Origin of the sequence: Zoogloea sp., from assembly GCF_041914405.1 — a bacterium.
Lineage (GTDB): Bacteria > Pseudomonadota > Gammaproteobacteria > Burkholderiales > Rhodocyclaceae > Zoogloea.
Window position 1 is genome coordinate 32,747 of sequence record NZ_JAYSDK010000036.1, and the last position, 24,490, is coordinate 57,236.

At 62.9% G+C, this 24,490-nt stretch carries 22 protein-coding genes and 1 tRNA gene; 15 read left to right on the top strand and 8 right to left on the bottom strand.

The features are described from left to right. Nucleotides 1–146 precede the first annotated feature (146 nt). From ACE3RX_RS18980 to infA, 9 genes are all read left to right on the top strand, one after another. Entirely contained in the window at nt 147–1,352 is a 1,206-nt protein-coding gene (locus tag ACE3RX_RS18980; RefSeq protein ID WP_374486532.1) for a tyrosine-type recombinase/integrase, read from the top strand. Nucleotides 1,353–1,674: 322 nt separating this feature from the next. Further along, nucleotides 1,675–2,721 carry a hypothetical protein gene (locus ACE3RX_RS18985; RefSeq protein ID WP_374486533.1) on the top strand — a complete coding sequence of 349 codons (1,047 nt, stop codon included), beginning with the start codon at nt 1,675–1,677 and terminating at the stop codon, nt 2,719–2,721. Between the two features lie 140 nt (nt 2,722–2,861). Continuing rightward, the gene (locus ACE3RX_RS18990; protein ID WP_374486534.1) at nt 2,862–4,178 is read left to right on the top strand and encodes a tyrosine-type recombinase/integrase; all 1,317 of its coding nucleotides are present in this window, start codon (nt 2,862–2,864) and stop codon (nt 4,176–4,178) included. A 140-nt stretch (nt 4,179–4,318) separates the two neighbouring features. Further along, a complete protein-coding gene (locus tag ACE3RX_RS18995; RefSeq protein WP_374486535.1) occupies nt 4,319–4,576 on the top strand; it encodes a hypothetical protein in 258 nt (85 codons plus the stop codon). A gap of 52 nt (nt 4,577–4,628) precedes the next feature. Further along, a complete protein-coding gene (locus ACE3RX_RS19000) occupies nt 4,629–7,388 on the top strand; it encodes a DNA polymerase (RefSeq protein ID WP_374486536.1) in 2,760 nt (919 codons plus the stop codon). Between the two features lie 244 nt (nt 7,389–7,632). Further along, nucleotides 7,633–8,781: an ImmA/IrrE family metallo-endopeptidase gene (locus ACE3RX_RS19005; protein WP_374486537.1), complete on the top strand. Its 1,149-nt coding sequence runs from the start codon at nt 7,633–7,635 to the stop codon at nt 8,779–8,781. Further along, nucleotides 8,768–9,247: a DUF4411 family protein gene (locus ACE3RX_RS19010; protein ID WP_374486538.1), complete on the top strand. Its 480-nt coding sequence runs from the start codon at nt 8,768–8,770 to the stop codon at nt 9,245–9,247. The genes ACE3RX_RS19005 and ACE3RX_RS19010 overlap by 14 nt, the downstream gene beginning before the upstream one ends. Nucleotides 9,248–9,487: 240 nt before the next feature. After that, a tRNA-Lys gene (locus ACE3RX_RS19015) sits at nt 9,488–9,563 on the top strand. An 862-nt stretch (nt 9,564–10,425) separates the two neighbouring features. After that, nucleotides 10,426–10,689, top strand: coding sequence for a translation initiation factor IF-1 (infA, locus tag ACE3RX_RS19020; protein ID WP_079435438.1), 264 nt, complete (start codon nt 10,426–10,428; stop codon nt 10,687–10,689). A 134-nt stretch (nt 10,690–10,823) separates the two neighbouring features. On the opposite strand, the gene ACE3RX_RS19025 is transcribed toward infA, so the two are convergent. Beyond that, a complete protein-coding gene (locus ACE3RX_RS19025; protein ID WP_374486539.1) occupies nt 10,824–11,600 on the bottom strand; it encodes a ferredoxin--NADP reductase in 777 nt (258 codons plus the stop codon). A gap of 264 nt (nt 11,601–11,864) precedes the next feature. On the opposite strand from ACE3RX_RS19025, the gene ACE3RX_RS19030 reads away from it, so the two are divergent. Further along, entirely contained in the window at nt 11,865–12,773 is a 909-nt protein-coding gene (locus ACE3RX_RS19030; protein ID WP_374486540.1) for a PEP-CTERM sorting domain-containing protein, read from the top strand. Nucleotides 12,774–12,888: 115 nt separating this feature from the next. Here the strand turns inward: ACE3RX_RS19030 and ACE3RX_RS19035 are convergent, their stop codons facing one another. Then, a complete protein-coding gene (locus ACE3RX_RS19035; RefSeq protein WP_374486541.1) occupies nt 12,889–13,617 on the bottom strand; it encodes a YebC/PmpR family DNA-binding transcriptional regulator in 729 nt (242 codons plus the stop codon). A gap of 77 nt (nt 13,618–13,694) precedes the next feature. Beyond that, nucleotides 13,695–15,236, bottom strand: coding sequence for a hypothetical protein (locus ACE3RX_RS19040; protein WP_374486542.1), 1,542 nt, complete (start codon nt 15,234–15,236; stop codon nt 13,695–13,697). A 161-nt stretch (nt 15,237–15,397) separates the two neighbouring features. On the opposite strand from ACE3RX_RS19040, the gene ACE3RX_RS19045 reads away from it, so the two are divergent. Further along, the gene (locus ACE3RX_RS19045; protein WP_374486543.1) at nt 15,398–16,930 is read left to right on the top strand and encodes a helicase HerA-like C-terminal domain-containing protein; all 1,533 of its coding nucleotides are present in this window, start codon (nt 15,398–15,400) and stop codon (nt 16,928–16,930) included. 84 nt (nt 16,931–17,014) lie between these two features. On the opposite strand, the gene ACE3RX_RS19050 is transcribed toward ACE3RX_RS19045, so the two are convergent. Together ACE3RX_RS19050 and ACE3RX_RS19055 are read right to left on the bottom strand one after the other, a co-directional pair. Beyond that, nucleotides 17,015–17,722 carry a uracil-DNA glycosylase family protein gene (locus ACE3RX_RS19050; RefSeq protein WP_374486544.1) on the bottom strand — a complete coding sequence of 236 codons (708 nt, stop codon included), beginning with the start codon at nt 17,720–17,722 and terminating at the stop codon, nt 17,015–17,017. Between the two features lie 13 nt (nt 17,723–17,735). Next, nucleotides 17,736–18,998 (bottom strand): AmpG family muropeptide MFS transporter, encoded by a 1,263-nt coding sequence (locus tag ACE3RX_RS19055; protein WP_374486545.1) that lies wholly within the window; start codon nt 18,996–18,998, stop codon nt 17,736–17,738. Nucleotides 18,999–19,109: 111 nt separating this feature from the next. Between ACE3RX_RS19055 and ACE3RX_RS19060 the strand changes: the two genes are divergently transcribed. After that, complete coding sequence (locus tag ACE3RX_RS19060; RefSeq protein WP_374486546.1) at nt 19,110–19,424, top strand: hypothetical protein; 315 nt, start codon at nt 19,110–19,112, stop codon at nt 19,422–19,424. A gap of 27 nt (nt 19,425–19,451) precedes the next feature. Here ACE3RX_RS19060 and ACE3RX_RS19065 read toward each other — a convergent pair whose 3' ends face one another. Beyond that, a complete protein-coding gene (locus tag ACE3RX_RS19065) occupies nt 19,452–20,426 on the bottom strand; it encodes a diguanylate cyclase (RefSeq protein ID WP_374486547.1) in 975 nt (324 codons plus the stop codon). A 146-nt stretch (nt 20,427–20,572) separates the two neighbouring features. Between ACE3RX_RS19065 and ACE3RX_RS19070 the strand changes: the two genes are divergently transcribed. Genes ACE3RX_RS19070 through ACE3RX_RS19080 form a run of 3 tightly spaced genes read left to right on the top strand, consistent with a single transcriptional unit; the run spans nt 20,573 to nt 22,226 of the window. Beyond that, nucleotides 20,573–21,163 (top strand): cytochrome c oxidase subunit 3 family protein, encoded by a 591-nt coding sequence (locus ACE3RX_RS19070; RefSeq protein ID WP_374486548.1) that lies wholly within the window; start codon nt 20,573–20,575, stop codon nt 21,161–21,163. After that, entirely contained in the window at nt 21,160–21,432 is a 273-nt protein-coding gene (locus ACE3RX_RS19075; RefSeq protein WP_374486549.1) for a cytochrome C oxidase subunit IV family protein, read from the top strand. The genes ACE3RX_RS19070 and ACE3RX_RS19075 overlap by 4 nt, the downstream gene beginning before the upstream one ends. Then, nucleotides 21,429–22,226 (top strand): CbbQ/NirQ/NorQ/GpvN family protein, encoded by a 798-nt coding sequence (locus ACE3RX_RS19080; protein WP_374486550.1) that lies wholly within the window; start codon nt 21,429–21,431, stop codon nt 22,224–22,226. Before ACE3RX_RS19075 ends, ACE3RX_RS19080 begins: the two co-directional genes overlap by 4 nt. Before the next feature lie 105 nt (nt 22,227–22,331). Here the strand turns inward: ACE3RX_RS19080 and ACE3RX_RS19085 are convergent, their stop codons facing one another. Beyond that, entirely contained in the window at nt 22,332–22,967 is a 636-nt protein-coding gene (locus tag ACE3RX_RS19085; RefSeq protein ID WP_374486551.1) for a trimeric intracellular cation channel family protein, read from the bottom strand. 93 nt (nt 22,968–23,060) lie between these two features. Then, on the bottom strand, nt 23,061–24,490 hold a 1,430-nt coding region (locus tag ACE3RX_RS19090; protein ID WP_374486552.1), incomplete at its 5' end, for a vitamin B12 dependent-methionine synthase activation domain-containing protein.

A 24,490-nucleotide genomic window follows, 5' to 3' on the forward strand; every position in this document is an offset into this window, starting at 1 on the left:
GTCCGCCTGGCCCTGCCCGGTGGCGCATCCCGCTTACCACGCCCTTCTTCAAACCATGGACGACACCCGCCCATCGGGCGTCCGCGTGCGTCGGATACGCACTTCTCAGCACGTCTGGTGTCGCCCCAACCGTCTCAGGAAACCCTATGCAACGACGAATCCGTTTTACCCGGAAGGTCATCGATGCCCTGCCCCCCTGCCCGGCTTCCCACGGCAGCAGCGAAATTGAGTACACGTCCGAGGAAGCGCCACCGGGGCTACGTCTGGTGGTCACCAAACGCGGCATGAAAAGCTGGCTGTTCCGCTACGTGATGCCGAACCCGACCGGGCCGGGTACCAAGCGCGCCGTCAAGGTCGGGGTCCATCCCGGCATGGAGCCCGCAGAAGCCATCCGCGTGTGCCTGGAACTACGCGCCCAGATCGCCGCCGGCGTCGATCCGCAGCAAGTGAAGCAGGATGCCGCCCGGGAGATCACCCTCGATACCTTCTTCCAGGAAGAGTACTGGGTCAGCGCTAAGCTCCTGCGCAGCGCCGACGATGTCGAGTCTCGCTGGCGCCTGCACATCAGCCCGACCTTCGGGAAGCTGCGTTTCCGTGACCTCAAGACCGCCGACATCGTCCGCTTCCACGATGCCAAGCGTGCCGAGTTGTGCGCTGCCACCAGTAACCGCCTGCTGGCCTTGCTCAAGCGGGTCATCAACGTCGCGATCTTGCACGAGCACTGCGATCGCAACCCTTGCCGAGGTATCCGCATGCACCCCGAAGAAAACATCCGTGACCGCACCCTTGCCGGCGAGGAGCTGCGGCGATTCATCAACGCCCTGGCGCAGGAGCCCTCCCGGGTCGCCGCCGACTTCTTCATGTTCGCGTTGGCCACCGCGGCGCGACGCGAAGAATGCTTGCAGATGAAGTGGTCCGAGGTCTTCATCGAAGAGGGCATCTGGCGCTTGCCCGTCGGTCGCGCGAAGAGCAAGAAGTCCCGCGTGATCCCGCTCAACGAGATGGCGCTTCAGGTGCTGGCGTCACGGGCCGAAGGGGGTAAGCGGGTCTATGTCTTCGAGGGGAAGGATGGCAAGCCGCTCTCCAACCCCATGCGCGCCTGGAAGCGTGTCATCGCCCGCGCGGGCATCACCGACCTGAAGGTTCATGACCTTCGTCGAAGCGCAGCCACCCTGCTGATCAATCATGGCGGGAGCATGACCCAGGCCTCCAACCTGCTGGGCCATGCGCCCGGCAGCACCTTGACGGCCACCCGCTACGCCTTTCTCGGTAACGATCAGCTGCGTGATGCGGCCCAGCGTCTGTCGAGCGTGCTGACCGCGGCGTCGGCGAGTTCACCCACCTCGTCCTGACGGGCTACGAGATCCCCCCATCGGCAATCTTGCCGATGGGGGGATCTGGACGATCTTTTTTTCGAGAGTAGTCCCATCGACGCTGCACGTCGGGGCGTGTATCGCTGGACAGCCCCGTCGGCGTGTCAACGGTGATCCTGAGGCTGGATCACGAGTGGCGTGATCGTGCCCGGCTCCAGCAGGCAAACCATCGAGGCGCGCCCCGGCTGTCGCCAGACCTAGATCAGACCGGCCGCTTCGAGTCGGCGTAGCGCGTGGGGGGGGTGTCATGCGCAGGGCCTCGTGCTAGCTTCGTCGCTTTCGGCGAATGGGAGCGGGATAAATGAGCATGGATAGTGCGCAGCAAACGCCCACGGCGGAACACACGGACGAGAGCGAATGGGTCAAGGTCTTCGTAGCGCAGCGGAAACGGATCGAGCAGGGGATACGGGAACGACTACCCAGCGCGGATCGAGCCAGGCGACTGGAAGAAGCCGACAACCTCCTGCCGGTTGGGGACTCCACGGACAGCGAGCCGCTTCACGGTATCGCCGACCGGCTTGAAGAAAAGCTTCAGGAGATGATCGCGGTGGTGCATCGTGGGGGGGACCCGCGTAAAGGCGTCCGCCTTCCCCCCAACTTCGATCGGGGCGATGCCCCGGAAGCGCACCTAGAAGCACTCCTCGCCGAGGTGTCGCGGGATGAACGCCTGTGGCTGTTCACGGGTGGAGTGCGCGAGATCCTGTATCGCTTTCGGGATCAGGGCACGGCGCTCGTGCTTGAAGAACGAAACCGCCTGCTCAAAGCCCTGTCGGTGAGTGTGCGGCGCATGGAAACCGCAATCGGCGAACTCAATGCCCACCCGGTGGTGGCCCAGGCTCTCGACGCGGCGGACTGCCAGCGCATCGAGCAGACCCGGGAAGCGACCCTGGCACTGGTGAGCCGCTATGAAACGCTGCTGCGCTCCCGCGAAGATGGGGTGGCTTCGCTCCTGGAAGACAACGACTACCAACTGCAAGGCCAGTTCATCGCCGCCTGCGCCCAGCTTTGCCTGCAGCTTTACGGCAACGTGTCCAACCAGCATCTTCGGGATTTGCTCAGCCTGAAAGCGATCTACTGGCTCAGCGTGACGCCCGCCAACTCGGCGCCAGACCACCTATCCGAGGCCGAGCGCAAGCACCTGGAACGAAAGCGAAACCTGATCTTGAGGCGGGCGGTGTCGCGCGCCAAGAAGGAGTTGTGGCCGACCTGGCCGATCCTGCAACTCTACAACTACGACCCGCGGTTCGGCAGGCTTCCGGCCCGCGCCACGGAAAGTACGCACGATGAGGGGGGCGCGAGTTTCGAGATGCCCACCGACCGGTCCGGCACGCCCTTGGCCGGCTGGTAATCCCGCACGTCGGTCATTGACCTTCATTCGGACACCAAACCCCTTCGAGTCCCCCCTCTTGATGTCCGGCCTCTTCGGGCCGTCCGGAACATGCCCCTTGACGTTTGCGCCGTTGCGCAGGCCGATTCAAGGAGAGATGCATGTCCCATTTCACGAAGGTTACGCCGACGGTCGTCGAGCTGGTTCAGCCAGATCCGGCGGCGCGTACGTCGGCGGAAATCATCGTGTTGCCGACCGACAAGATCGGTCGAAAGCGTATCCAGCGGGTCGCTCTGCTGGCGCGCGCATGCGGCGCTGACGCGCCCGACCTGAAGGCTCGGGCACCCAAGCAGACCGAGAAGCGCGTCCCCGACCTGCCGGGGGTCGTCGAGATCACCTATCGCAGCGGAAAGTGCAAAGGCCGGAAGGTCTGGTTCCTACGCTACCGCGACCCGCTGACCGGCAACTACACGAGCATCCGCCTCGGTGAAGTGGGCGTCATGCCCTACATCGAGATGGCCGCACTCGCCAAACGCTACCAGGACGACATCGCCGCCGGACGCAGCCCGAAGTCCGCCCGCATGACGCTGGAAACGTTTGTCACCCTGCACTTTCACCCGTGGGTGCAGCAACATCAACGTTCTAGCAAGGACACGATGGCGCGCCTGACGCGCTACGTCCTGCCCCTGCTCGGCGACAAGTCGCTCCAGGACATCGACCATCGGGATGGCGAGCGTCTCGTCAAACTCCTGCTCGCCGGCGATCCCTCGATGCGCTTTGGCGAACTGACCCCTGCGACGATCAACCGCGTCCTGATGGCAGCCCGGCGTGCTCTGGGGCGTGCCGTAGAAGAGGGCTTCATCGCTGAAAACCCCTTCAAGCGCGTGCGCCAGTTGAAGGAATCGCCACCCAGCCCGAGAGCCCTGGACACGGACGAGCAGGATCGTTTCCTGGCCGCCCTGGTCGACGAACCCTTGATCTTCGTGCTGTTGATCCAGTTTCTGCTGGCGACCGCGGCGCGCATCAACGAGATCCTCGCCCTCGAGGAAACCGATATCGACTACGCCAACGGCGTCGTGCATCTGCGCATGACCAAGGCGGGTGAGGCGCAGACATTGCCGCTCACCACCACCGTCGCGGCAATTCTGGAAGCCCTCGCGCCTTTGCGCCGCCCCGGAAACCCACATTTGTTCCCGGCCAAGAGCGGCACCGGTCACATGGTCGCGCCCTACAAGCGCCTCAAGAAGGTTCTAGCGGCTACAGGCCTCGACCCTGCGGGTTTCCATCTATTTCGGAAAACGGTAGCCACCCGGGCCATGGAACTGCCCCAGATGGACGTCCTGACCGTCTCAAGATTACTACGTCATAAATCGGTACGCACCCTAGAGGTGCACTACCTCGCCACCCCACAAAAGCGGCTGCGTCAAGCCGCCAACGACATCGGCGAGCTGCTGCTGGCCCGTCGAAAGGGTGGCTAATCATGCACACCCCACGCGCTCCCCCTAACCGCCGGTCGATATCAGCATCGGCCACGGCCGCTTCACATTCCTTAATCCGCCCCTATTGACCCTATCGTCATAGAGGAGGGGCTCTTGCATCCTAAAGAAAGGACATTCTTATGTCTTCGCAAAAAATACCCGGCGTTGGCCGGATCGATGTCAGCCGTATCGCTGACTACACCTCGACTAACACCGGCGTGCTGTGCCGTGACGCCAACGGCAATGTGATCTGTCACGTGCCTTGCACTCAAGAGCATCACGACCGCGTGATCGACGAGTTGTACGAGGCACGCCACCGTAACGCACCGCAAATCGACTTCAGTTTCCTGGAGGAAAAGAAGGAGCCCAGCAAACCAGTGAGTTCCAAGCCGCAGTAATCCTCCCCCAGCCTTCCCGACTCCACCGGGAAGGCTTTTTTCAGGAAATCTCATGAAGCACAAACCCAAAACGGTCCGCCCCAAAAAGGCCACCATTGAGACCAAGCCGAAGTGGTGTAGGTCCAAGGCGGGGGATATGGTACTGAACACTTACACCGCCGATCCCGCTGACTACGACGCCGAATCGGAACTGGCGCGACTGCTGGCGGTACACGCAGCCAAACTGGCTGAAGCCGCAGCCGATCCCACCCAGGTGGCCATCGGTGATGGTCCGGACGTGCTGATGGGCTGGGACACCGAATATGTCGATGACCCGGTAACCGGGCGCAAACGCATCCTCTCCAACCAGCTCCACATGCTGGCTGAAGGTGGCGAACTCTCCGACATCTACTATTCCCCGGATGGCGAGCGGATTTCGCTCATCGACCGTATCGTTCGCCTCCTGCTGCAAGCGTACGAGAAGAAGCTGATCCGCCACTGGCCTCGCCGGGTCATCATTGGGGCTTACTTTCTTCGCGCAGACCTCGATTCGATCACCGAATTCCAGGAGATGAAATCGCAACTGGACAGCGCAGGCGGACGCATCTGTACGATCGGCAAGGCAATCAGTTATAGCCTACTGCCTCAAGGCTTCGGCACGTCGTCCGAAACGATGGACCCGGATGACGACAAACAGCCATCTGCGACGCCCCGCCGGACCTCGACCCTGGTGTTGGAAAACGGCCGGCTCCGCCTGCTCTCCTTATTCTTCCGCGACATGGCGGCTTATACCGTGATGGGCACGCCTCTGGAAGCAGTCGGCGAGCAGATTGGCATTCCCAAAGTCGAGTTGCCGGCCCCTTACACCAAAGACCGGATGGACCTGCTTCTTCAGGACAAGCCCCTTTTCGAACGCTATGCTCTCACCGATCCGAAGATCGTGGTCAAGTTCATGGCCGAGACCATGTTGCTGGCCAAGGAACTGACAGGGTCATCGGAACTACCGCCGACCGCCAGCTCGCTGGCGCAGAAGTTCTTCCTCAAAACCCTCAAGGACGCCGGTCTCGACCGGGCCGAGTGCCTGGGGGTTCATACCGTCAAAACCGCCGTCTGGAGCGAAAAGGCGGATCAGGTCCGAACGATCACGGAGGAAGTGCCGATTCCCCAGCGGGAAGATCACCGTGCGTTCGTCACCCAGTGCTACCACGGTGGTCTCAATTCCGTGATGTGGGCAGGTGCCAGCGAAATCGACGACTGGCGTGACTGGGATCTGAAGGCCGCCTATCCCTCGGCCATGTTGTCGATCCGCTTGATCGACTTCGAGAATCCCCGCGTCTCAACCAACCTCGACGACTTCATGGGCGATGTCATCGGCTTCGCCCACGTCGAATTCGAGTGCGATGCCGGCCAACCGTTTGGCCTCTTGGTCGATGGTGGCAACCGCGGGTTGCTGTCCCCGCGCTCCGGCCGTGCTCACTGCACTGCCGCGGAACTGGCCGTCGCCGTACGTAATGGCGTCAAGATCACCAAGTTTTACCACGGCGTGATCTACCCCAGCAAAACGGATGCTATGGGCCTGCCGGTGGAAACCCGACTGTTCGGGGCCGGTATAACCGAAGGCCGACGTCTTCGTGGTCTATATCCCAAAGGCTCCGTGAAGGAGCAGCTGATGAAACTGATTCTCAATTCCACCTACGGACGTACGGCGATGGGCCTGAAGGAGAAGCGGGTGTTTGATACGCGCAGTGGTCAATCGATGCTGCTGCCGAAATCAGCCATCACCAACGAGGTAATCGCTGCACACTCCACCGGCATTGTGCGCGCCACCCTGATGGAAATTCTCTGCAACCTGCCTGCTGGCAAGCGGGCGCTGTCCGTGACTACGGACGGCTTTATCTGCAACTGCAGCTTCGAGGAGCTGCCCCTCAACGGGGTCATGGCCCAGCGCTACATGGACTGGGCTGAACTCGCCACTGGCAAGCGCGAAATCCTGGAAGAAAAGCACCGTGCTCGCCAGGTCATCGTGATGAAAACCCGCGGCCAGATCACCGCCGAGTATCACGAAGAGGCCAATCCCGACCAGAAGACCATCCTGGCCAAGGTCGGTGTTTCGCCGCCCCCGGCGATCCCCAAGGCGGAACATAACGAGTACATGCTCGACCTCTATCTGAACCGCCGTCCCGGCCAGAAAACGATGACCCGGCCCTTCGTGTCGACGCGCGCCCAGTGGACGAGCGATACCCGTTTCACCCGGCTGACCCGCGAACAGACTCTGAACCTGGAACCGGACATGAAGAACCGCCTGATCAATCCACGGATGATTCCGGTGCGTGGTGTCGAACACATCGCATTCGACATGGAACCCTGGCCCACCGCCGAAGACGGTCTGATGGCCCGGGCAATCTTCGATGGCTGGATCAAGAAGAATTGCCTAAAGACCTTGGCGGACTGGGACAACTGGCAGCAGTACTACCAGCTGGGCCTGGCGCGCCGCGCCAAACGGCGTGATGGTCGTAGCGGGGTCGGCATTCATATGACCGACGAAGGTTCTGTCGGTCTTCTTCGTCGCCTGTTTCTGCGTGCCTGGAACCGCGAGCAGGTCGGTTTGCAGAAAACGATCTCTGGCCCCCAGCTGGCGGAGTGGCTAACCAGCATTGGGCTGCAAACCAGTGCCAATGACGTCAAGAATGCCAGCCGCAAGACGTTGCGTTACGAGGAGGGTGTCGTGCCGCGTTCTGGCGAGGTGATGGCGGCGTTTGCGCTGCTTCAGGCGCGTTTTCCTGAGGCTGAGCTGGACAAGCTCCTGGTCCCGCCGGAACTGTGTATCGCTTGATGCAGTAGATAGGCCAAGGGTGCCCTGCACCCTTGGCCGTTTTCATGTCCGGCTGGCACCCGCCAGCCCGGTGTCACCGCGAGCGGGGGGGGAGCGGTTCCGGTCACGCAATCTCGTCACTGTAGGCAACGCCTAGTTCGTGCCCGCTCAATCACCCTACGGGAATACCTGGCTGACCACGTTTTCTCAATGGCGGTGGGCCCCTGCCCAAGAAGAGCTTTCTTTAGCATGGCATAATTCGGCCATGGAACGCATTGCGGGGATCAATCCGGACAGGTTTTTATGGTGCTGCGCCGATCGAGGTGTCAGCGTGGAGGAGTGCGCCTCTACGACGGACATTGCGATGGCCAACTTTGAAAAGCTGTTGGCTGGCGAACCCAGTCTGACGTTCAACCAGCTGAAGAAGGTCGCCGAATACTTCGGGCGGGGGGTGTTGTTCTTCCTGGAGCAAACCCCTGTCAACGAAGCTGCCATCCACACTCCTCAATTCCGTACATTGGCGAATCAGAAGCCTGAGCTTTCCGCCCGGATCAAGACGCTGATCGAGCGCGTCGAGCATCAGCGGACCGTGTATCTGGCGCTTCGCGAGGAAATCGATGACGGCAGCCACCCGCACTTTGTCCCTCCGCGGCTGGACGGGTTAACCCCGAAGCAAGCGGCGGCAACCGCGCGGGCATGGCTTGGCCTGGGAGCCAGTAACGACTTCAACGACTATCGCCGGGCGATCGAAGCTCAAGGCCTGCTGGTCTTCCGGAGCAATGGCTACAACGGGAAATGGCAAATCGCGAAGGAAAGCCCAATCCTCGGTTTCTCCCTCTATGACCCAGATTGCCCGGTCATCGTCGTCAAGAAGCAGGCTGCTGATGCACAGCAGGTTTTTACCCTGATGCACGAGCTTGGACATCTCCTGCTTCACCGCAGTAGCTCCATTGACGACGATGAGGACATGCACGCGCGCGGAGGCAGGGAGCAGGAAGCCAATGCCTTTGCGGGCTACCTGCTGGTCCCAGATGACTTCTTACCCATCATCTCCGACCGCGAACGCCCAGATGATGTCGCACTTTACGATGATTGGCTCGCTGAGTACCGAAAAAACTGGGGTGTCAGCAGCGAAGTCTTGCTACGCCGTTTGATGGATAGCCACCGGCTGTCCCGTGATCTCTACGCTGCCTATCGTCAGTGGAGGAACGCCCTCCACGTAGAGGACAAAGACGGCGGCAATCGGGCCTACCGCCACCGGGAACCGAAGCATGTTTTCGGTGATGTGTACGTTCGTACCGTGCTGAGCGCTCTTAGCGGCAAGCGGATCAGCCTTGCTAAAGCGTGTAACTACCTGGATAACCTAAAGGTTAAGGACATCCATCTGCTGGAACGGCACTATGCAGGTGTTTGACGCGTCATCGATCATCTACGCTTGGGATAACTACCCAGTCCAACAGTTTCCTGGCCTTTGGGAGTGGATGGAAGCCCGTATCAACGACGCCTCAATCATGATGTCCTCCGTTGCATTGGGGGAGGTGCATACCAATTCTCCAGACTGCTGGCAGTGGCTGCGGGACGCAGACCTGCAAACGCATGATGTCAGCAATGCGATCCTTCAGGAGTCACTACGGATCAAAGGTCTCATCGGCATCGAAGGTGATAGGTACGGGGCTGGTGTTGGCGAAAACGATATCCTTATCATCGCCACAGCCTCCGTCCTAGGAAAAGAACTGGTTACGGATGAAGAGTGGCAGCCAACTCTGCCCTTGAACCCCCTCAGGTACAAGATCCCCGCCGTGTGCGCCCTGCCCGGTGTCCGCGTGGGCTGGATCGACTTTCTGGATTACATCAAGCGGTCTGAAGCTGTCTTCCGCTGAACACTCCTCCGGTTTCTTTCCGGTTCATGCACGTTCGTCTGGTGCACGTCTGGTTGATCTATTTCATCAACAGGGTTGACGGATCGACCGTAGGTCTTGATAATGCAGGCCTTCTTCGACGGGGAGTGATTGAAAGCAAGCCGTTTGGTTAACTTTTAATCCGTTGGTCGCGAGTTCGAATCTCGCCCGCCCCACCAGTGAAGGTGGGGTCATGAATTCAGCCGGCTCCAAAGTAAGAATGGGTTGTTAGCTCAGTTGGTAGAGCAGCGGACTCTTAATCCGTAGGTCGAGTGTTCGAGTCACTCACAACCCACCAGAACACATGCAGAAAGCCAACCCTCCTGGGTTGGCTTTCTGCTTTTCTGCGCCAGAAAGCTGTCGGTAACCCAAAAAACGTCACCTACAGGCACTCATGCTGCAGCCCCTCCGCCCAACCCCGAAGGCACACCCATCCACACCACACACACACCGACGTTGCGACAGGGCACGTACGGCGTAGATCTACGCTCTGAAGCCCACAACCCTGACGCAAAAAATGTTGCACCGCACAACAAAATTGCTCTATCCTGTATCTGTCTCCTCCACCCTCTCCTCCATTGGTGTGGATTTCAACCCGAGCGGCTTCAGCCCCTCGGGTTTTCTTTATGCGCAGAACCGCTCCAACCTCACCGAATAAGCGCAGAAAAACAAAACATAACAACGACTTATCTCTCATACAAAAGATCCGTTGCGGCTAGAAGGCCTTGCCATGGATCCCCTGCCGGACTATCATACTTAGAGGTTTTGAGGTTTCGGTGAGTTGCCTTTGCCAGTCATTGCCCAGGTCGACGGACTTACTTAATCCATCGGTCGAGCGCTCCAGTCGCTCAACGACCGCCCAGAATTTCAATGACTTGGGCCACCTTAGAGGTGGCCCAAGGCTTTCAGGCTCCGCCAGTCAATTGCCGATCCGGCTTGCGTGCGAGTTGCCGGGGCGCCTGACAGCAACACATCACTCATCCTCGCCTGCGACGCCACGCGCAGGCAGCTTATCCGCCGGCCCGCCAATCAACGCGCCGACATTCAATCGCCACCGCCCTTCCAGGCCCTGGCAGAACCTGGCCCACCAAGGTGGTGGCGGGCCCTGGCCGACGCGCCCCACACCGGGATGCTGCACGGCCACCACATGGAGCATGTACATGGCCAAAGAAGAACTCATCGAAATGCACGGTAAGGTTACCGAAGTTCTCCCCGACGGGCGTTATCGCGTCACCCTCGACAACGAGCACAACCTGATCGCCTACGCTGGCGGCAAGCTGAAGAAGAACCACATCCGTATCATCGCCGGTGACGAAGTCACCCTCGAAATGTCCCCTTATGATCTGAGCAAGGGACGTATCACCTTCCGCCACCTGCCGCCCAAGACCGGCAACATGGCACCGCCGCCGGCTCGCCGCTACTGAGCAGCCCTGCTAGGCCGAACAGCCTGAGATCTGCCCCACGCAATTGCGGCGGCAGATCATGAAAAAGCCCCTATCGAACAGCGACAGGGGCTTTTTACTTTTGCGGCGAACGAACGCCCCTGCGGGCAGCGCCCTTACTTTTCCACGAAGGCGTGCTCGATCACGTAATCGCCAGGCTCGCCGATCCGCTTCGACATCTTGAAACCCCGCTTGTCGAGCAGTTCGCGGGAGTCCTTCAGCATCGCGGCACTACCGCAGATCATGACCCGATCGACGGCCGGGTCCAGCGGCGGCAGGCCGATGTCTTCAAACAACTTGCCGCTCTCGATCAGGTCGGTGAGACGCCCCTGGTTGCGGAAGGGCTCGCGCGTCACCGTCGGGTAGTAGATCAGCTTGTCACGCACCGCCTCGCCGAGGAATTCGTGATGCGGCAACTCATGGGTGATGTAGTGCTCATAGGCGACTTCGCTGACCGTGCGGACACCGTGGATCAGGATGACCTTCTCGAACCGGTCATACACATCCAGGTCGCGGATCACGCTCATGAACGGCGCCAGCCCGGTACCCGTGGAGAACAGGTACAGATGCTTGCCCGGCAACAGATCATGCAACACCAGCGTCCCCGTGGGCTTGCGCGATACCAGCAGATCATCGCCCGGCTGGAGGTGCTGCAGGCGGGAGGTCAGCGGGCCGTTGGGCACCTTGATGCTGAAGAACTCGAGGGTTTCCTCGTAGTTCGCGCTGGCGATCGAGTACGCACGGGTTAGCGGGCGGCCATCCACTTCCAGGCCGATCATCACGAACTGACCATTCTCGAAGCGGATCGCCCGATCACGCGTCGTGGTGAAGGAAAACAGGGTGTCGTTCCAGTGATGAACGGACAGGACTTTTTCGGTGATGTAAGCAGCCATGGTATCGCCAAAAGAACGAATGGACAGGGGCCGAATTCTATCGCGGGACACCCGGATCAACACTGCCCGCGCACCCGCGTGCCCACTCAAACGTGAAATATCTTTGTCAAAGTGTCAGCAGCCGCTCGAAATGGGCGGAAGGCTGACTTTCGTCACGCTTGAGAAGTCGTCCTCCAAGTTATAAAGGAGTCATTCTGCCATGCAGCATTAGCTCATTTACCAACAATCTCGCTGACGCGAAGACCGCTCAAGGCCTCCACGGTCATGAACAAGACTCTCTCCACAGCAAGCAAGCTCGTCCTCGCCGGCGGCCTCCTGTGCGTTTCCGCCCAAGCCAGCGCCCTGCGGTCCTGCAATACGGCCGACGTCAAGATCACCAGCGTCAGCATGTTTTCAGACACGACGAGCAGCGCCACCCTGCAAACCATCTACTCCGGCAGCCAGGGCGCAGCCGACTGTGCTGGAGCATTTGCCGGCAACGACGCCTTCTACCCCACCACCAACCTCGGCTACGCCGGCGACGGCCTGCTGAACGGCGGCACCCAGAACGGGAGTGGTGGCGGCACGCTCTTCCCGGGCGGCGCCTTCATCACGCCCCAGTACCCGCTGCAGGACCTGGACAAAGACGGTAAGGCCACCGACCCGGGCTGGATCATGCTCGGTAAATACCAAGAGCTCAGCAAGGACGGCCCCTGGGCCTTCGTTCCCAACACCATCGGTGGCCACAGCGACATCGTCACTTCCTCCTTCTTTACCGCCACGATCAGCACGGCCGGCAAAGGGACCTGGGCCTTCACGCCCGATGCTACCGTGGCCCAACGCACCAGCACCATCCTCGGCCGCAACTACTTCGACCAGTTCGCGCTGGTGTTCAAGGCCGGCGACTCCTTCTCGGTTTACGACTTCACCCCCGATCTGTTCCACATGCCCCCGCCGGACGTGGACGATCCGGTCATGAACTGGTTTGGCACCTATGACGTGAGCGGCACACTGCGCGCCGGTGGCAAGGACGGCCTCAAGAATCCGGCCGGCCTGTCGCACATCAGCCTGTGGGTTCGCGATCCGGCCGCGACCGTACAAACGACCACCACCCAGGTGCCGGAACCCAGCACGCTGGCCCTGCTTGGCGTGTCGGCCGCAGCACTGATCAGGACGCGCCGCAAGACCGCCTGAAGATCAAGCCCGAAAAAGGCATGAAAAAAACCGGCAGCGCCCTTGGGCGCTGCCGGTTTTTTTATGGGCAGCGATTCCGCGAGGAGTCGCAGCCTTCACAAGGAGCAGGAGCCTCTTACTCTTCGTCCATCGCCGCCGAGGTATACACGGCCTGCACGTCGTCGAGGGATTCCAGCGCGTCGAGCAGCTTCTGCATGCGCACGGCGTCGTCGCCAGCCAGCTCGGTCTCGTTGAGGGGCTTCATCGTGACTTCGCCAAACTCAGCAGCGAAGCCAGCTTTCTCGAGGGCTTCCTTGACCTCGCCGAACTGGTACGGATCAGTCAGCACCTCGATGGAGCCGTCATCGTTGGTGGCCACATCATCAGCACCGGCCTCCAGCGCAGCTTCCATCAGCGCGTCTTCCGAAGTGCCCGGTGCGAACAGCAGCTGACCACAGTGCTTGAACTGGAAGGACACGCAGCCGTCGGTGCCCATGTTGCCGCCGTACTTGTTGAAGGCATGGCGTACGTCGGCCACGGTGCGGGTCTTGTTGTCGGTCAGGCAATCGACCATCACCGCGGCACCGCCGATGCCGTAGCCTTCGTAGCGGGCTTCCTCGTAGGTGACGCCCTCCAGCTCGCCGGTGCCCTTCTTGACCGCCCGGTCGATGTTGTCGGCGGGCATGTTCACCGCCTTGGCCTTGTCCACGGCCAGACGCAGGCGCGGGTTAAAACTGGCATCGCCTCCGCCCATGCGGGCCGCGACGGTGATTTCCTTAGCCAGCCGCGAGAAGACGCGACCGCGCTTTTCGTCCTGCCGGCCCTTGCGATGCTGGATATTGGCCCACTTGGAATGACCCGCCATGATGCGCTAAACCTATAAATCGAAAGCTTTAAAGTATAGCGCACGGGCAGACCAGCTGCCCATGCGCACGCGATCGATCAAGGGCAAGTCTGCGTGGTCGGACACTTGGATTTGGTCACCGCCGTGTTCTTGGCCAGCGAGAAGTACGGATCACAGGCCGGCGCAGGCGTCGCGGTACGCACCTCGACGACACCGGACGACGCCGGCTCGCCGCTGCCGAATAGCGCACTGACCCGGTAGCGATAAGCACTGTCCGGACTCAGGCTACCATCCACAAAACTCGTGCGGGACGCAGGGAGTGTCACGACCTCGGACTCTGCCGCCCCCTCTGCCGCCCGGGCCATACGGTAGGCCGTAGCGTCCTGCACCGGCGTCCACACCAACGCTACCTGGCTGGCACTGCGATCCACCACCTGCAGCGCCGGCGCACTGACAGCGGTGGGCACTGCGTTCCCCGGCAACGCGCGGGCAGCCAGCTTCTCGGCCATCCGCCACACAGCGGCGATCTGCGCCCCCCCCTTCTGGGCATAGCGGCCGGCGCTGCTGTCGTACAGGAAATCGTTGTAACCCCACCAATCCCAGCAGCCCATCGGATTGACCGGCGCCATCGGCGCCCCTACCGTCGAACGGGCCTGGGGATACAACACGACGATGCGGTTCTTGTCCGCCCATTCGTTGAAGCCGGCCCCGGTCGCGAACTGCGTACCGATCGACCCCGCGTCCTGCATGCAGCCATGGAAGGCGATGTGCAGGCGACAGGACTCGCCGGCCTTGCAGGCCTGCGGCACATAGACATAACCGGTATCGCCCATCGCCAGACGGATCGGCATCACCAGTTCTCCTTGGCGATCCTTTGTGAAAGGCTTCTGCTCGAAGGGATCGAGACGGCTGCCCAACTGGGCCGTCACCGTACGCTGCAGCGGGCCATAGAAGAGCTGCAGCGCCGCACCGGCGGCATCGTAGAGCCCACCCGCAGCCGGCTTGTCGGCGCAGGCGTTGATGAACTTGCCACCGGTCTGCGCGCACGAATTGCAGCTTCCGATGGTCGCGTCTGCACAGGCGGCGGAAATCTGCGCATGGCCCGCGTTGAGATCATCCTTGTAGAAAACCTGGCTGGCCGGTGTGAAACCATCGTACCAATCACGCAATGCATCATTGGCCGGCTTCTTGACGATGCCGTCGTTGTAGCCGTGAAACAGCCACACGCTCTGCGCTGCCAAGCCTTGCACCGGATCGATCAGCCCTCGCACCGACCAAGCACGCGCCGCCGCCTGCATCTGTGCCAAGGCGTCGGCGGTAATCGGCATCACGCCGTAGTCCGGGTCGCCCTGCATGCAGCGCCGGATCGCCCGGCTCACCCCTGCCCCGCCCAACGCATCCTGAAGGGCGCAGAAATACGGACCACCGGCAGTCGCTGCCACGCCCTTCACTGCAGCGGAATGGGCAACGCCCATCTGCACCGCCATGAACGCCCCGGACGAGATCCCGGAGACCGTGGTCTGCTTGAGATCAATGTTCAATTCGGGCAGGTCTGCAGCCTGCACAGCTGCGGGCCCGACAACCAGCAGAGCAGCCAGGCTCAAGGCACCCAACGGAAACGACAGGGAAACAGCAGACATGGACAAATCCTCGCGATGACAGATGGAATCCGTTTAACTTAGTCCCCAATGCTGCAAAGCACAATGACAAAAATATAAACAGCCAACTATCGCGCCCGGCTGGCCGGCAGCGATCAATCCCGCTACCCTCACGGCTTCATCCGTTAGCCTGGAGCACCTCCATGACCGAACCGCTGCTCATCGCCAAGACCAAGGACAAGGAAATCCACCTGCTGCCCCAGCTCGCCAATCGCCACGGCCTGATCACCGGCGCCACCGGCACCGGCAAGACGGTCACGCTGCAGAAGATGGCCGAGTCCTTCGCCCGCATCGGCGTGCCGGTCTTCATGGCCGATGTGAAGGGCGACCTGTCTGGCATTGGCGCCGCCGGCGTCGACTCCCCCAAGCTGAGAGAGCGCCTGGCCGCCATCGGCATCGACGAATTCGCACCGAGTGCCAACACCGCCGTGTTCTGGGACGTCTTCGGCGAAGCCGGCCACCCGGTACGCGCCACCATCTCCGACATGGGCCCGGTGCTGCTGGCCCGCCTGCTCAACCTCAACGAAACGCAGACCGGCGTGCTCCAGCTAGTCTTCAAGATCGCCGACGACCAGGGTCTGCTGATCATCGACCTGAAGGACCTACGCGCCACCATCCAGTATGTGGGCGACAACGCCAAGGACTTCACCACCCAGTACGGCAACATCTCGGCGGCCTCCATCGGCGCGATCCAGCGCGGCCTGCTGACGATCGAGACCCAGGGCGGTGACAAGTTCTTCGGCGAGCCGATGCTCGACATCGCCGACCTGATCCAGACCGACGCCAACGGCCGCGGTGTGATCAACATCCTCGCTGCCGACAAGCTCTACAACTCGCCCAAGTTGTACTCCACCTTCCTGTTGTGGCTGCTCGCCGAGCTGTTCGAGCAACTGCCGGAAGTGGGCGACGTGGACAAACCCAAGCTGGTGTTCTTCTTCGACGAGGCCCACCTGCTCTTCAACGAGGCGCCCAAGGCGCTGCTGGAGAAGATCGAACAGGTGGTACGCCTGATCCGCTCGAAGGGTGTCGGCGTCTATTTCGTCACCCAGAACCCCCTCGACGTGCCCGAGTCCGTCCTCGGCCAGCTCGGCAACCGGGTCCAGCACGCGCTGCGGGCCTTCACGCCGAAGGACCAGAAGGCCGTCAAGACTGCCGCCGAAACGATGCGCGCCAACCCGGAATTCGACGCCGCAACGGCCATCATGGAACTGGGCGTCGGCGAGGCGCTGATCTCCTTCCTCGACGAGAAGGGCCGTCCGGCCATCGTCGAGCGCGGCTTCATCGTCGCCCCCGAATCGCGCCTGGGCCCGCTGACCCCGGCCGAACGCAAAGCCGCCATCGAGAGCTCGGTGATCTACGGGCACTACGAACAGATGGTGGACCGGGAGTCGGCCTTCGAGAAACTCACCGGTGCGACGGCGGCCAGCAACGGCGCCCCGGCGGCGAACGGCGGCACACCGGCACCGGCGCAGGAAGAAAGCAGCGGAGGCGGCCTGCTCGGTGGCCTCAGCGAAATCCTGTTCGGCAGCACCGGACCACGCGGCGGCCGTCACCCAGGCCTGGCGGAAACCGCCGCCCGCAGCGTCGCGCGCACCGTCGGCTCGACCATCGGGCGGGAAATCGTGCGCGGCGTGCTGGGCTCCATCCTCGGCGGCAACAGCGGCCGCCGGCGGTAAGCTGTCCAGGCTGGCGCGGGCACGGTCAGTGCCCTACTCCAGCCGGATGACCACAACGCCGCTCCACACTGCGGCGGCCAAGTCTTACCAGACGCCCAGCGCCTCAAGCTGTTTCGTCGCTGCTTCGCTCCAGCCCCGGTTGGCCGCCGGGCTGGCCGGGCTGGGATGCAGCACACGGCCGAACTGCAACGGCAAGCCAGCCAGCGCCTCGCGGGCGCGCTGTTCGGCCCACGCGCCGACCCCGATCACCCAGTCAGGCTGCAGGGCCTCCACTACCTGGCGCAGATGCGCGTCGCAGGCGGCCAGAAGCGGCCCCTGCTCGGCCGCCGGCAGCTTGTCCGGCGTGACATTGCGCCCACCGTCGAAGAAGGCCAGCGGACAGTAGTTGGCGACGAAATGCTCGGCAAAGAAGGCTTCTGCAGAGCCGAAGCGTTCGGCGAACAAGCCCCACAGACGCCGCCCGCTGACCTCAGAGCGGGCACAGCCGAAGCCCTCGATGGGGCGCTTGGGGTTCTCTTCGGCCGGCTTCACGACCTCCGCCTCGATCCCCATCCAGTCGCGCACCGCGGCAATCTCGCCGAAGGGCACCCCGGTCTGCACCATGCCGAAGGGGCCCGGGTTCATGCCAACGAAGACAACTTTCTTGCGGCCCTGGCCGAAGCGTTGCAGGTACATCGCGTTGGGCGCCCACGCGTAGCTGAGCGGGTTATAGACGTGGGACACGGGCGCCGCAAAGCGCATCGGGTCGAGGGTGTCGCACAGGGTGCGGGCAGCAGATTCGAGAGGCGTCATATCGAAAAAAGGGTCAGGCGGTCGCGACCTGCGCTTCGCGCCACGGTGCGACCTTGAACAACAGCAGCATGCCAGGCACCGCCAACACGCCGCACAGCATGAAGAAATCAAACCAGCCCAGGCTCTCCACCAGCCAGCCCGCTGAGGCGTTGATGAAGGTCCGCGGCACCGCCATCAAGCTGGTGAACAAGGCCAGCTGGGTCGCCGTATAGGCCGGATGGGTGGTGCGCGCCATGTAGGCGACAAAGGCCGTCGTGCCGAGCCCGACCGCCAGCGCCTCCAGCCCGATGACCACCGCCAGCACACCCAGGCGGCCAGCATCGGCTTCCGCCGGACCGAGCCAGGCCAGCCACGCGAAGCCGTAGATCGCTACCCACTGCACGAAGCCAAAGACCCACAGCGCGCGGTTGATGCCCAGCTTGACCATCCACAGCCCGCCCAGCAGGCCGCCGATCACACTCGGCCACAGGCCGGCGTTCTTCGCCACCAGACCGATCTCGGTCTTCGAGAAGCCCATGTCCAGATAGAAGGGCGTCGCCAGCGCGGTACACAGGGAGTCGCCAAGCTTGTAGAGGAAGATGAAGGCCAGCACCACCAATGCGGAACGTACCCCGTGGCGGCCGAAGAACTCCCGGAACGGCTCCACCACCGCGTCACGCAACGTGCGTGGCGCTCCGGTAGCCGTCGCAGGCTCCTTCACCAGCAGCGTCATCACCAGGCCCGGCGCCATGAACAGCGCCGTCACCAGGAAGACCTGGGCCCACGGCAAGTGATCGGCGAGCACCAGCGACAACGAACCCGGCACCAGTCCGGCCAATTTGTAGGCATTGACGTGGATCGCGTTACCAATACCCAGCTCGATCTCCGGCAGCAGCTCGCGCCGGTAGGCGTCGAGCACGATGTCCTGGGTCGCCGACAGGAAGGCTATCAGTGCCGTCAGCCCGATTACCAGGCCGAGATCCGCCGTCGGCGACACGCTTCCCAGCCAGGCGATTGCGGCCAGCAGCAGCACTTGCGTCGCCCCCATCCAGCCACGGCGGCGGCCGAGCAGCGGCAGGGCGTAGCGGTCGAGAAAAGGCGACCAGATGAACTTCCAGGTGTAGGGAAACTGGATCAGCGCAAAGGCGCCGATGGCCTTCAGCGACAGCCCCTCGGTCTTCAGCCAGGCGGGGATGAGATTGAGCAGCAGGTACAGCGGCAGCCCGGACGAAAAACCGGTCAGCACGCAGATCAGCATGCGGCGGTTGGCAAGGGCACGCCAGGGGGATTCGGTCATGGGAGGCACGGCTTGGAACGGACCGGGAATGATAACAATCGGTTACTTGCTTCCGTTGATGCAGCGCCGAAAAATGCACTCATGCAGGACAGAAGAACAACAGGAGGCAGCATGCACCAGGTCATCGTCGTGTTGCGGGCCGACCGGGAATATGAATTCACCGTGCACGCCGACGAAATCGCCGGGCTGAGCGGCGAAGCCGCGCGGGCCTGGCTACTCGGGGAGTTCGAAGCTCTCGAATGCACGCCCAGCAATCCGATGGGCAAGGTGCTGATCCTCGACGTGATCCTCAACATCGCCAAATACTGTGGTGAGGCCCGCTTTGCCCACGGGGGGGAATGGGCGAGGCGTTTTGCAGCCTGTGTCGGGGTGGCCCTCGACCGACGGGCCGTCAGGGTGGACGTGCCGGCCTTCGTGGTCGGCTGAGCGCCCAGGCCGGGACTCGGGCAGGCCCTAGCCTCCTGCCACCATGGCCGCTTCGGCAACAACGGAGCAGGCCTCAGCCCGGTTACGCCCATTCCGCTTGGCCTGGTAGAGGTTTGCGTCGGCGTTGCGGAACAGCAAGGCCAGGCGGCCCTCCGCCCGAGCGACATACGCGCCGCCCACGGACAGGGTCACGATGCCCCAATCCGCATTGTGGGCATGGAGAATCTCCAGCTTCCGGACCGCAGCAAGGAGCTGCTCGGCGACGGTCAGGTAATCCACTTCCGTGCAACGCGGCATCAGCACCGCGAACTCCTCGCCACCGTAGCGGGCAACGAAGGCATCACGGCTCACGCCCTTCGCGACGGCGCGCGCCACCACTCCGGCCATCGCGGCAGCAATTGCCCGCAGACAGTCATCACCAGCCTGGTGGCCATAGTGGTCGTTGTAGCGCTTGAAATTGTCCACATCGATCAGCAACAGGCCAAACGGCGCGCCACACAGCTGGGCCTCGCTCCACTGGTGGTCAAGGCGCAAGTCCATGTAGCGGCGGTTGTAGATACCGGTCAGACCGTCCTGGTGGGCCAGCGCCTCGAGCTTGTGGTTGGCCTCAAAGAGCTGCTTGCGCAGGCCGGCGATGCGCGCCATCGCGTTCATCTTGGCCTGCAGCACGGTCTCGGGCACCGTCTTGGCGATGAAATCATCACCGCCGGCTTCGATGGCAGTGACCAGATTCTCGGGTGTATCGGAAGCAGTCAGGAAGATGATCGGCGTCCATGCCCAGTCCTGTCTTGCCTCGAAGGCCCGGATCCGCTCGGCGGCCACGAAGCCGTTCATCACCGGCATTTCCACATCCATCAGCACAAGATCGGGCGGACAGCAGCAGAAGCTGTCGACGCCCAACTGGCCGTTCTCGGCCTGCGTCACCTCATGGCCGAGCAGGGTCAAGCGGGCCGCCATCACGGCCGCCACCGCACGGGAATCGTCTACCAGCAGAATCCGCATCGTGCTCACTTCCGATTTTTTATATCGAAAGTAATAGTAGCGCAGTCCACGCAGGAAATTGGTCCCATTACACATGCCTTAACAAGTCCTCGCGGAACTTGGGACAGATCAAGGTTTTGGTGACCCCAGGTGGCCAAACTGCCGGCATGGACATCGCCCCCGACACTTCCCGCGCCACCCCGGCCGCCGCGCCGCCGGGGGATCTGGCGATCTGGTTCTTCATCCTCGCCGAGCTGCTCGCCTTCGGCGTGTTCTTCGCTGCCTACGCTTTCGGCCGAGCGCACAACGTCGAGCTGTTCAACGAGATGCAGAAAACGCTGAACCGCGAGGCCGGGGCCATTAACACCGTGCTGCTGATCACCGCCAGCTGGTGCGTGGCTCGCGCCGTCGAGGCGGTCGGCCGCAGCCGCTCGGCAACCGGCGCGCGCTGGCTGCTGGCCGGCATCGCCTGCGGCGGCGGCTTCCTGGTGGTGAAGGGGTTTGAATACGCCGACAAGCTCGGCGCCGGCATCAACCTGTCCACCAACACCTTCTACATGTTCTACCTGTCGCTGACCTTCTTCCACTTCATGCACGTGATCCTCGGCCTGGTGATCCTCGTCGCCCTGTGGGTGAAGACCCGCCAGGGTGCCTATGGCCCGGCCGACATGAACGGCATCGAGAGCGGTGCGGCCTACTGGCACATGGTGGACCTCGTGTGGATCGTCCTCTTCCCCCTCGTTTATGTGATGCGATGAACACCCGTCACCTCAACACCGTCTGGGTCGTGCTGATGCTCGCCACGCTGGCCACGCTCGGCATCGGCGAGTTCGGCGCCCGCTTCGGGCTCGCCGGCCCCTTGGCGATGGCCGCCCTGCTGGTCATCTGCTTCGTCAAGGGCCGCCTCGTAGTGCTCGACTTCATGGGCCTGCGGGGAGTCAAATTCTTCTGGCGCGGCCTGCTGCTCGGCTGGCTGCTGCTCGTTTCGGCGCTGATCGCCATCGCCTACTGGGTTGCCCTCAAATGAACGCACCGCTGCCTACCGAAATCCCCTTCTACGAAGCCGCCGGCAACGAGATCACGGTCTTCGAGCAAGCCTGGAAGAACCGCCTGCCGCTGCTCATCAAGGGCCCCACCGGCGTCGGCAAGACCCGCTTCGTCGCCCACATGGCCGCCCGTCTGGGCCTGCCGCTATACACCGTGGCCTGCCACGACGATCTCACCGCCGCCGACCTGGTCGGCCGCCACCTGCTCGGCGACGGGCAGACGGTGTGGTGCGACGGACCGCTGACCCGTGCAGTGCGTGAAGGCGGCATCTGCTACCTGGACGAAGTGGTGGAAGCCCGCCGCGACACCACGGTAGTGATCCACCCGCTGGCCGATGACCGCCGCACGCTGCCTATCGAGCGTACCGGCGAAGTCCTCCACGCACCGGACCGCTTCATGCTGGTGATGTCCTACAACCCGGGCTACCAGAACTTCCTCAAGGGTCTCAAGCCTTCCACCCGCCAGCGCTTCGTCAGCCTGCGCTTCGACTTCCCCGCGGCCAGCCGCGAAGAAACCATCCTTGTCGGCGAAACCGCCTGCGACCCGCTGCTGGCCCGCCAGCTCGTCTCCATCGCCCAACGCCTGCGCAGCCTGAAGGACGTGGACCTGGAAGAAGTCGTGTCGACGCGCCTGCTGGTCTACGCCGCCAAGCTCGTCAAGGTCGGCCTCGACCCGGTGGAGGCCTGCCGCTCGGCGCTGGTGGAGAGCCTCACCGACGACGAGGACGTGGCGGACGCACTGCTCGAAGTGGTGAAGGCGACCTTCGGGCGCTGAGCCCTGGGCCAGCCCAGGCCAAGCGCCCGCTTCCGTCCCCCTGCCTTTCCCCCTGTAGGGGCGAATTCATTCGCCCCTACAGTAGCCCCCCCAGAGCAGACGCCCTCAGAGCCCCTTTTCGGGTGGCCAGGCGGGGATGCGCCAGCCCCGGCCGACAGCCAGCAGACGCAGGCCGGTGATGGTGCAGATGCTGGTCAGCGTCGACAGCTGCGGCGCCACGTCCAGCGCATGCAGGCCGAGGAACAGGCCGCAGCCGATAAAGGCGCACAGCGTATACGGCCGGTGGTCGTGGAAGACCTTCGGAATCTCGTTGCACAGCACGTCGCGCAGCACACCGCCGAACACCGCGGTAATCGCCCCCATCAGCACCGCAACAATGCCCGGCATGCCGGCCGCCAATGCCACCGATGCGCCGGAAATGGCGAACAGGCCCAACCCACAGGCATCAGCGGCCTCCATCAGCGTGTCGGTCAGCTGCAGCCGGCGCGCACGCAACAGCACGGGCGTAATCAGCGTCATCCCCAGCACCAGCCATACGTATTCCTGATGCTGCACCCAGAACAGCGGGCGACGGTCGAGCAGCACGTCGCGCAAAGTGCCGCCGCCGAAAGCGCTGACAAAAGTCACCGAGAACACCCCGATGACGTCCATGCGCTTGCGCGTGGCCTCAATGAGGCCCGACAGTGCAAAGGCGATGGTCGCGGCAATCTCGATGGCGGTGAGGAGGAGTTCTATCTTCATGGCGAAAGCGGGCGCCTGCATCGGGCGCCCTGAAAAACGCGGAGGGCGGCCACAGCCGCCCTCCAATCTAGACCGTTTTGCGCGGTCGGCGTATTACAGCAGCGGCGCCAGCCACTTGCGGGCTTCGTCCACCGTCATGCCGGTGCGCGCCGCCCAGTCCGCCAACTGGTCCTGGCCGATCTTGCTGACCGCGAAGTAATGGCTGTCCGGGTGGGCGAAGTAGAAGCCACTGACCGCCGCAGCAGGCGTCATCGCAAAGCTCTCGGTGAGGCCCATGCCGGTGTTGGCCGGCGCGTCGAGCAGCTTGAACAGGTCGCCCTTTACGGTGTGGTCCGGGCAGGCCGGGTAGCCCGGTGCCGGGCGAATGCCGCGGTATGCTTCCTTGATCAGCTCGTCGCAGCTCAGGGTTTCGGCCGGCGCGTAGGCCCACAGCTCCTTGCGCACCTTGGCGTGCAGCCACTCGGCGGCAGCCTCGGCGAAACGGTCGGCCAGCGCCTTCAGCATGATCGCGTGGTAGTCGTCGTGCGTGCGCTCGTAGGCGGCCAGGCGGCCTTCGATGCCGAGGCCGGCGGTCACCGCGAAGGCGCCCACGTAGTCGGCCACGCCGCTGTCCTTGCCGGCCACGAAGTCGGCCAGGCAGTAATTGGGCTTGCCGGCCGGGCGCTCGTGCTGCTGACGCAGGCCGTGCCAGCTCATCAGCACCTCGTTGCGGGACTCGTCGGCGTAAATCTCGATGTCATCACCCACCGCGTTGGCGGGGAACAGGCCGACCACCGCGCGGGCCTTGACCCACGGGTTGGTGTCCTGCTCGGCGACCATGCGCGCCAGCATCACCTCGGCGTCGGACTTCAGCTCGCGAGCGGTCTCGCCGACGATGTCGTCGTGGAGGATCTTCGGGTAGCTGCCGGCCAGGTCCCAGGTCTGGAAGAACGGGCCCCAGTCGATGTAATCCACCAGCTCGGACAGATCGATGTCGAAGGCCTGCACGCCCAGTTGGGCCGGCTTCGGCGGCACGTAGGCCGCATCGCCATTCCACTGGAAGGCGTTGGCGCGGGCCTCGGCCAGCGTGACCATCGCGACGCCCTTCTTGCCGGCGTGCTGGGCGCGGATCTTCTCGTAGTCGGCGGCCACCTCGGCGGCGTAGCTGGCGCTCTGCCCTTCGGACAACAGGCTGGTCACCACACCAACGGCGCGAGACGCGTCCGGCACGTAGATCACCGGCTGGTCGTAGTGCGGCGCGATCTTGATCGCGGTGTGGGCGCGGCTGGTGGTGGCGCCACCGATCAGCAGCGGCACGTCAAAGCCCTGGCGCTTCATCTCTGAGGCCACGTGGCTCATCTCTTCGAGCGACGGGGTGATCAGGCCGGACAGGCCGATGGCCTGCGCGCCATGCTCCTTCGCCGCGGCGAGGATCTTGTCGCAGGGCACCATCACGCCCAGGTCGACGATGTCGTAGCCGTTGCAGCCGAGCACCACGCCGACGATGTTCTTGCCGATGTCGTGCACATCGCCCTTCACGGTGG

Bases quoted from the DNA above. Each gene is read 5' to 3' on its own strand.
- ACE3RX_RS18980 (WP_374486532.1), top strand. From the start codon at position 147: ATGCAACGACGAATCCGTTTTACCCGGAAGGTCATCGATGCCCTGCCC.
- ACE3RX_RS18985 (WP_374486533.1), top strand. From the start codon at position 1,675: ATGAGCATGGATAGTGCGCAGCAAACGCCCACGGCGGAACACACGGAC.
- ACE3RX_RS18990 (WP_374486534.1), top strand. From the start codon at position 2,862: ATGTCCCATTTCACGAAGGTTACGCCGACGGTCGTCGAGCTGGTTCAG.
- ACE3RX_RS18995 (WP_374486535.1), top strand. From the start codon at position 4,319: ATGTCTTCGCAAAAAATACCCGGCGTTGGCCGGATCGATGTCAGCCGT.
- ACE3RX_RS19000 (WP_374486536.1), top strand. From the start codon at position 4,629: ATGAAGCACAAACCCAAAACGGTCCGCCCCAAAAAGGCCACCATTGAG.
- ACE3RX_RS19005 (WP_374486537.1), top strand. From the start codon at position 7,633: ATGGAACGCATTGCGGGGATCAATCCGGACAGGTTTTTATGGTGCTGC.
- ACE3RX_RS19010 (WP_374486538.1), top strand. From the start codon at position 8,768: ATGCAGGTGTTTGACGCGTCATCGATCATCTACGCTTGGGATAACTAC.
- infA (WP_079435438.1), top strand. From the start codon at position 10,426: ATGGCCAAAGAAGAACTCATCGAAATGCACGGTAAGGTTACCGAAGTT.
- ACE3RX_RS19025 (WP_374486539.1), bottom strand. From the start codon at position 11,600: ATGGCTGCTTACATCACCGAAAAAGTCCTGTCCGTTCATCACTGGAAC.
- ACE3RX_RS19030 (WP_374486540.1), top strand. From the start codon at position 11,865: ATGAACAAGACTCTCTCCACAGCAAGCAAGCTCGTCCTCGCCGGCGGC.
- ACE3RX_RS19035 (WP_374486541.1), bottom strand. From the start codon at position 13,617: ATGGCGGGTCATTCCAAGTGGGCCAATATCCAGCATCGCAAGGGCCGG.
- ACE3RX_RS19040 (WP_374486542.1), bottom strand. From the start codon at position 15,236: ATGTCTGCTGTTTCCCTGTCGTTTCCGTTGGGTGCCTTGAGCCTGGCT.
- ACE3RX_RS19045 (WP_374486543.1), top strand. From the start codon at position 15,398: ATGACCGAACCGCTGCTCATCGCCAAGACCAAGGACAAGGAAATCCAC.
- ACE3RX_RS19050 (WP_374486544.1), bottom strand. From the start codon at position 17,722: ATGACGCCTCTCGAATCTGCTGCCCGCACCCTGTGCGACACCCTCGAC.
- ACE3RX_RS19055 (WP_374486545.1), bottom strand. From the start codon at position 18,998: ATGACCGAATCCCCCTGGCGTGCCCTTGCCAACCGCCGCATGCTGATC.
- ACE3RX_RS19060 (WP_374486546.1), top strand. From the start codon at position 19,110: ATGCACCAGGTCATCGTCGTGTTGCGGGCCGACCGGGAATATGAATTC.
- ACE3RX_RS19065 (WP_374486547.1), bottom strand. From the start codon at position 20,426: ATGCGGATTCTGCTGGTAGACGATTCCCGTGCGGTGGCGGCCGTGATG.
- ACE3RX_RS19070 (WP_374486548.1), top strand. From the start codon at position 20,573: ATGGACATCGCCCCCGACACTTCCCGCGCCACCCCGGCCGCCGCGCCG.
- ACE3RX_RS19075 (WP_374486549.1), top strand. From the start codon at position 21,160: ATGAACACCCGTCACCTCAACACCGTCTGGGTCGTGCTGATGCTCGCC.
- ACE3RX_RS19080 (WP_374486550.1), top strand. From the start codon at position 21,429: ATGAACGCACCGCTGCCTACCGAAATCCCCTTCTACGAAGCCGCCGGC.
- ACE3RX_RS19085 (WP_374486551.1), bottom strand. From the start codon at position 22,967: ATGAAGATAGAACTCCTCCTCACCGCCATCGAGATTGCCGCGACCATC.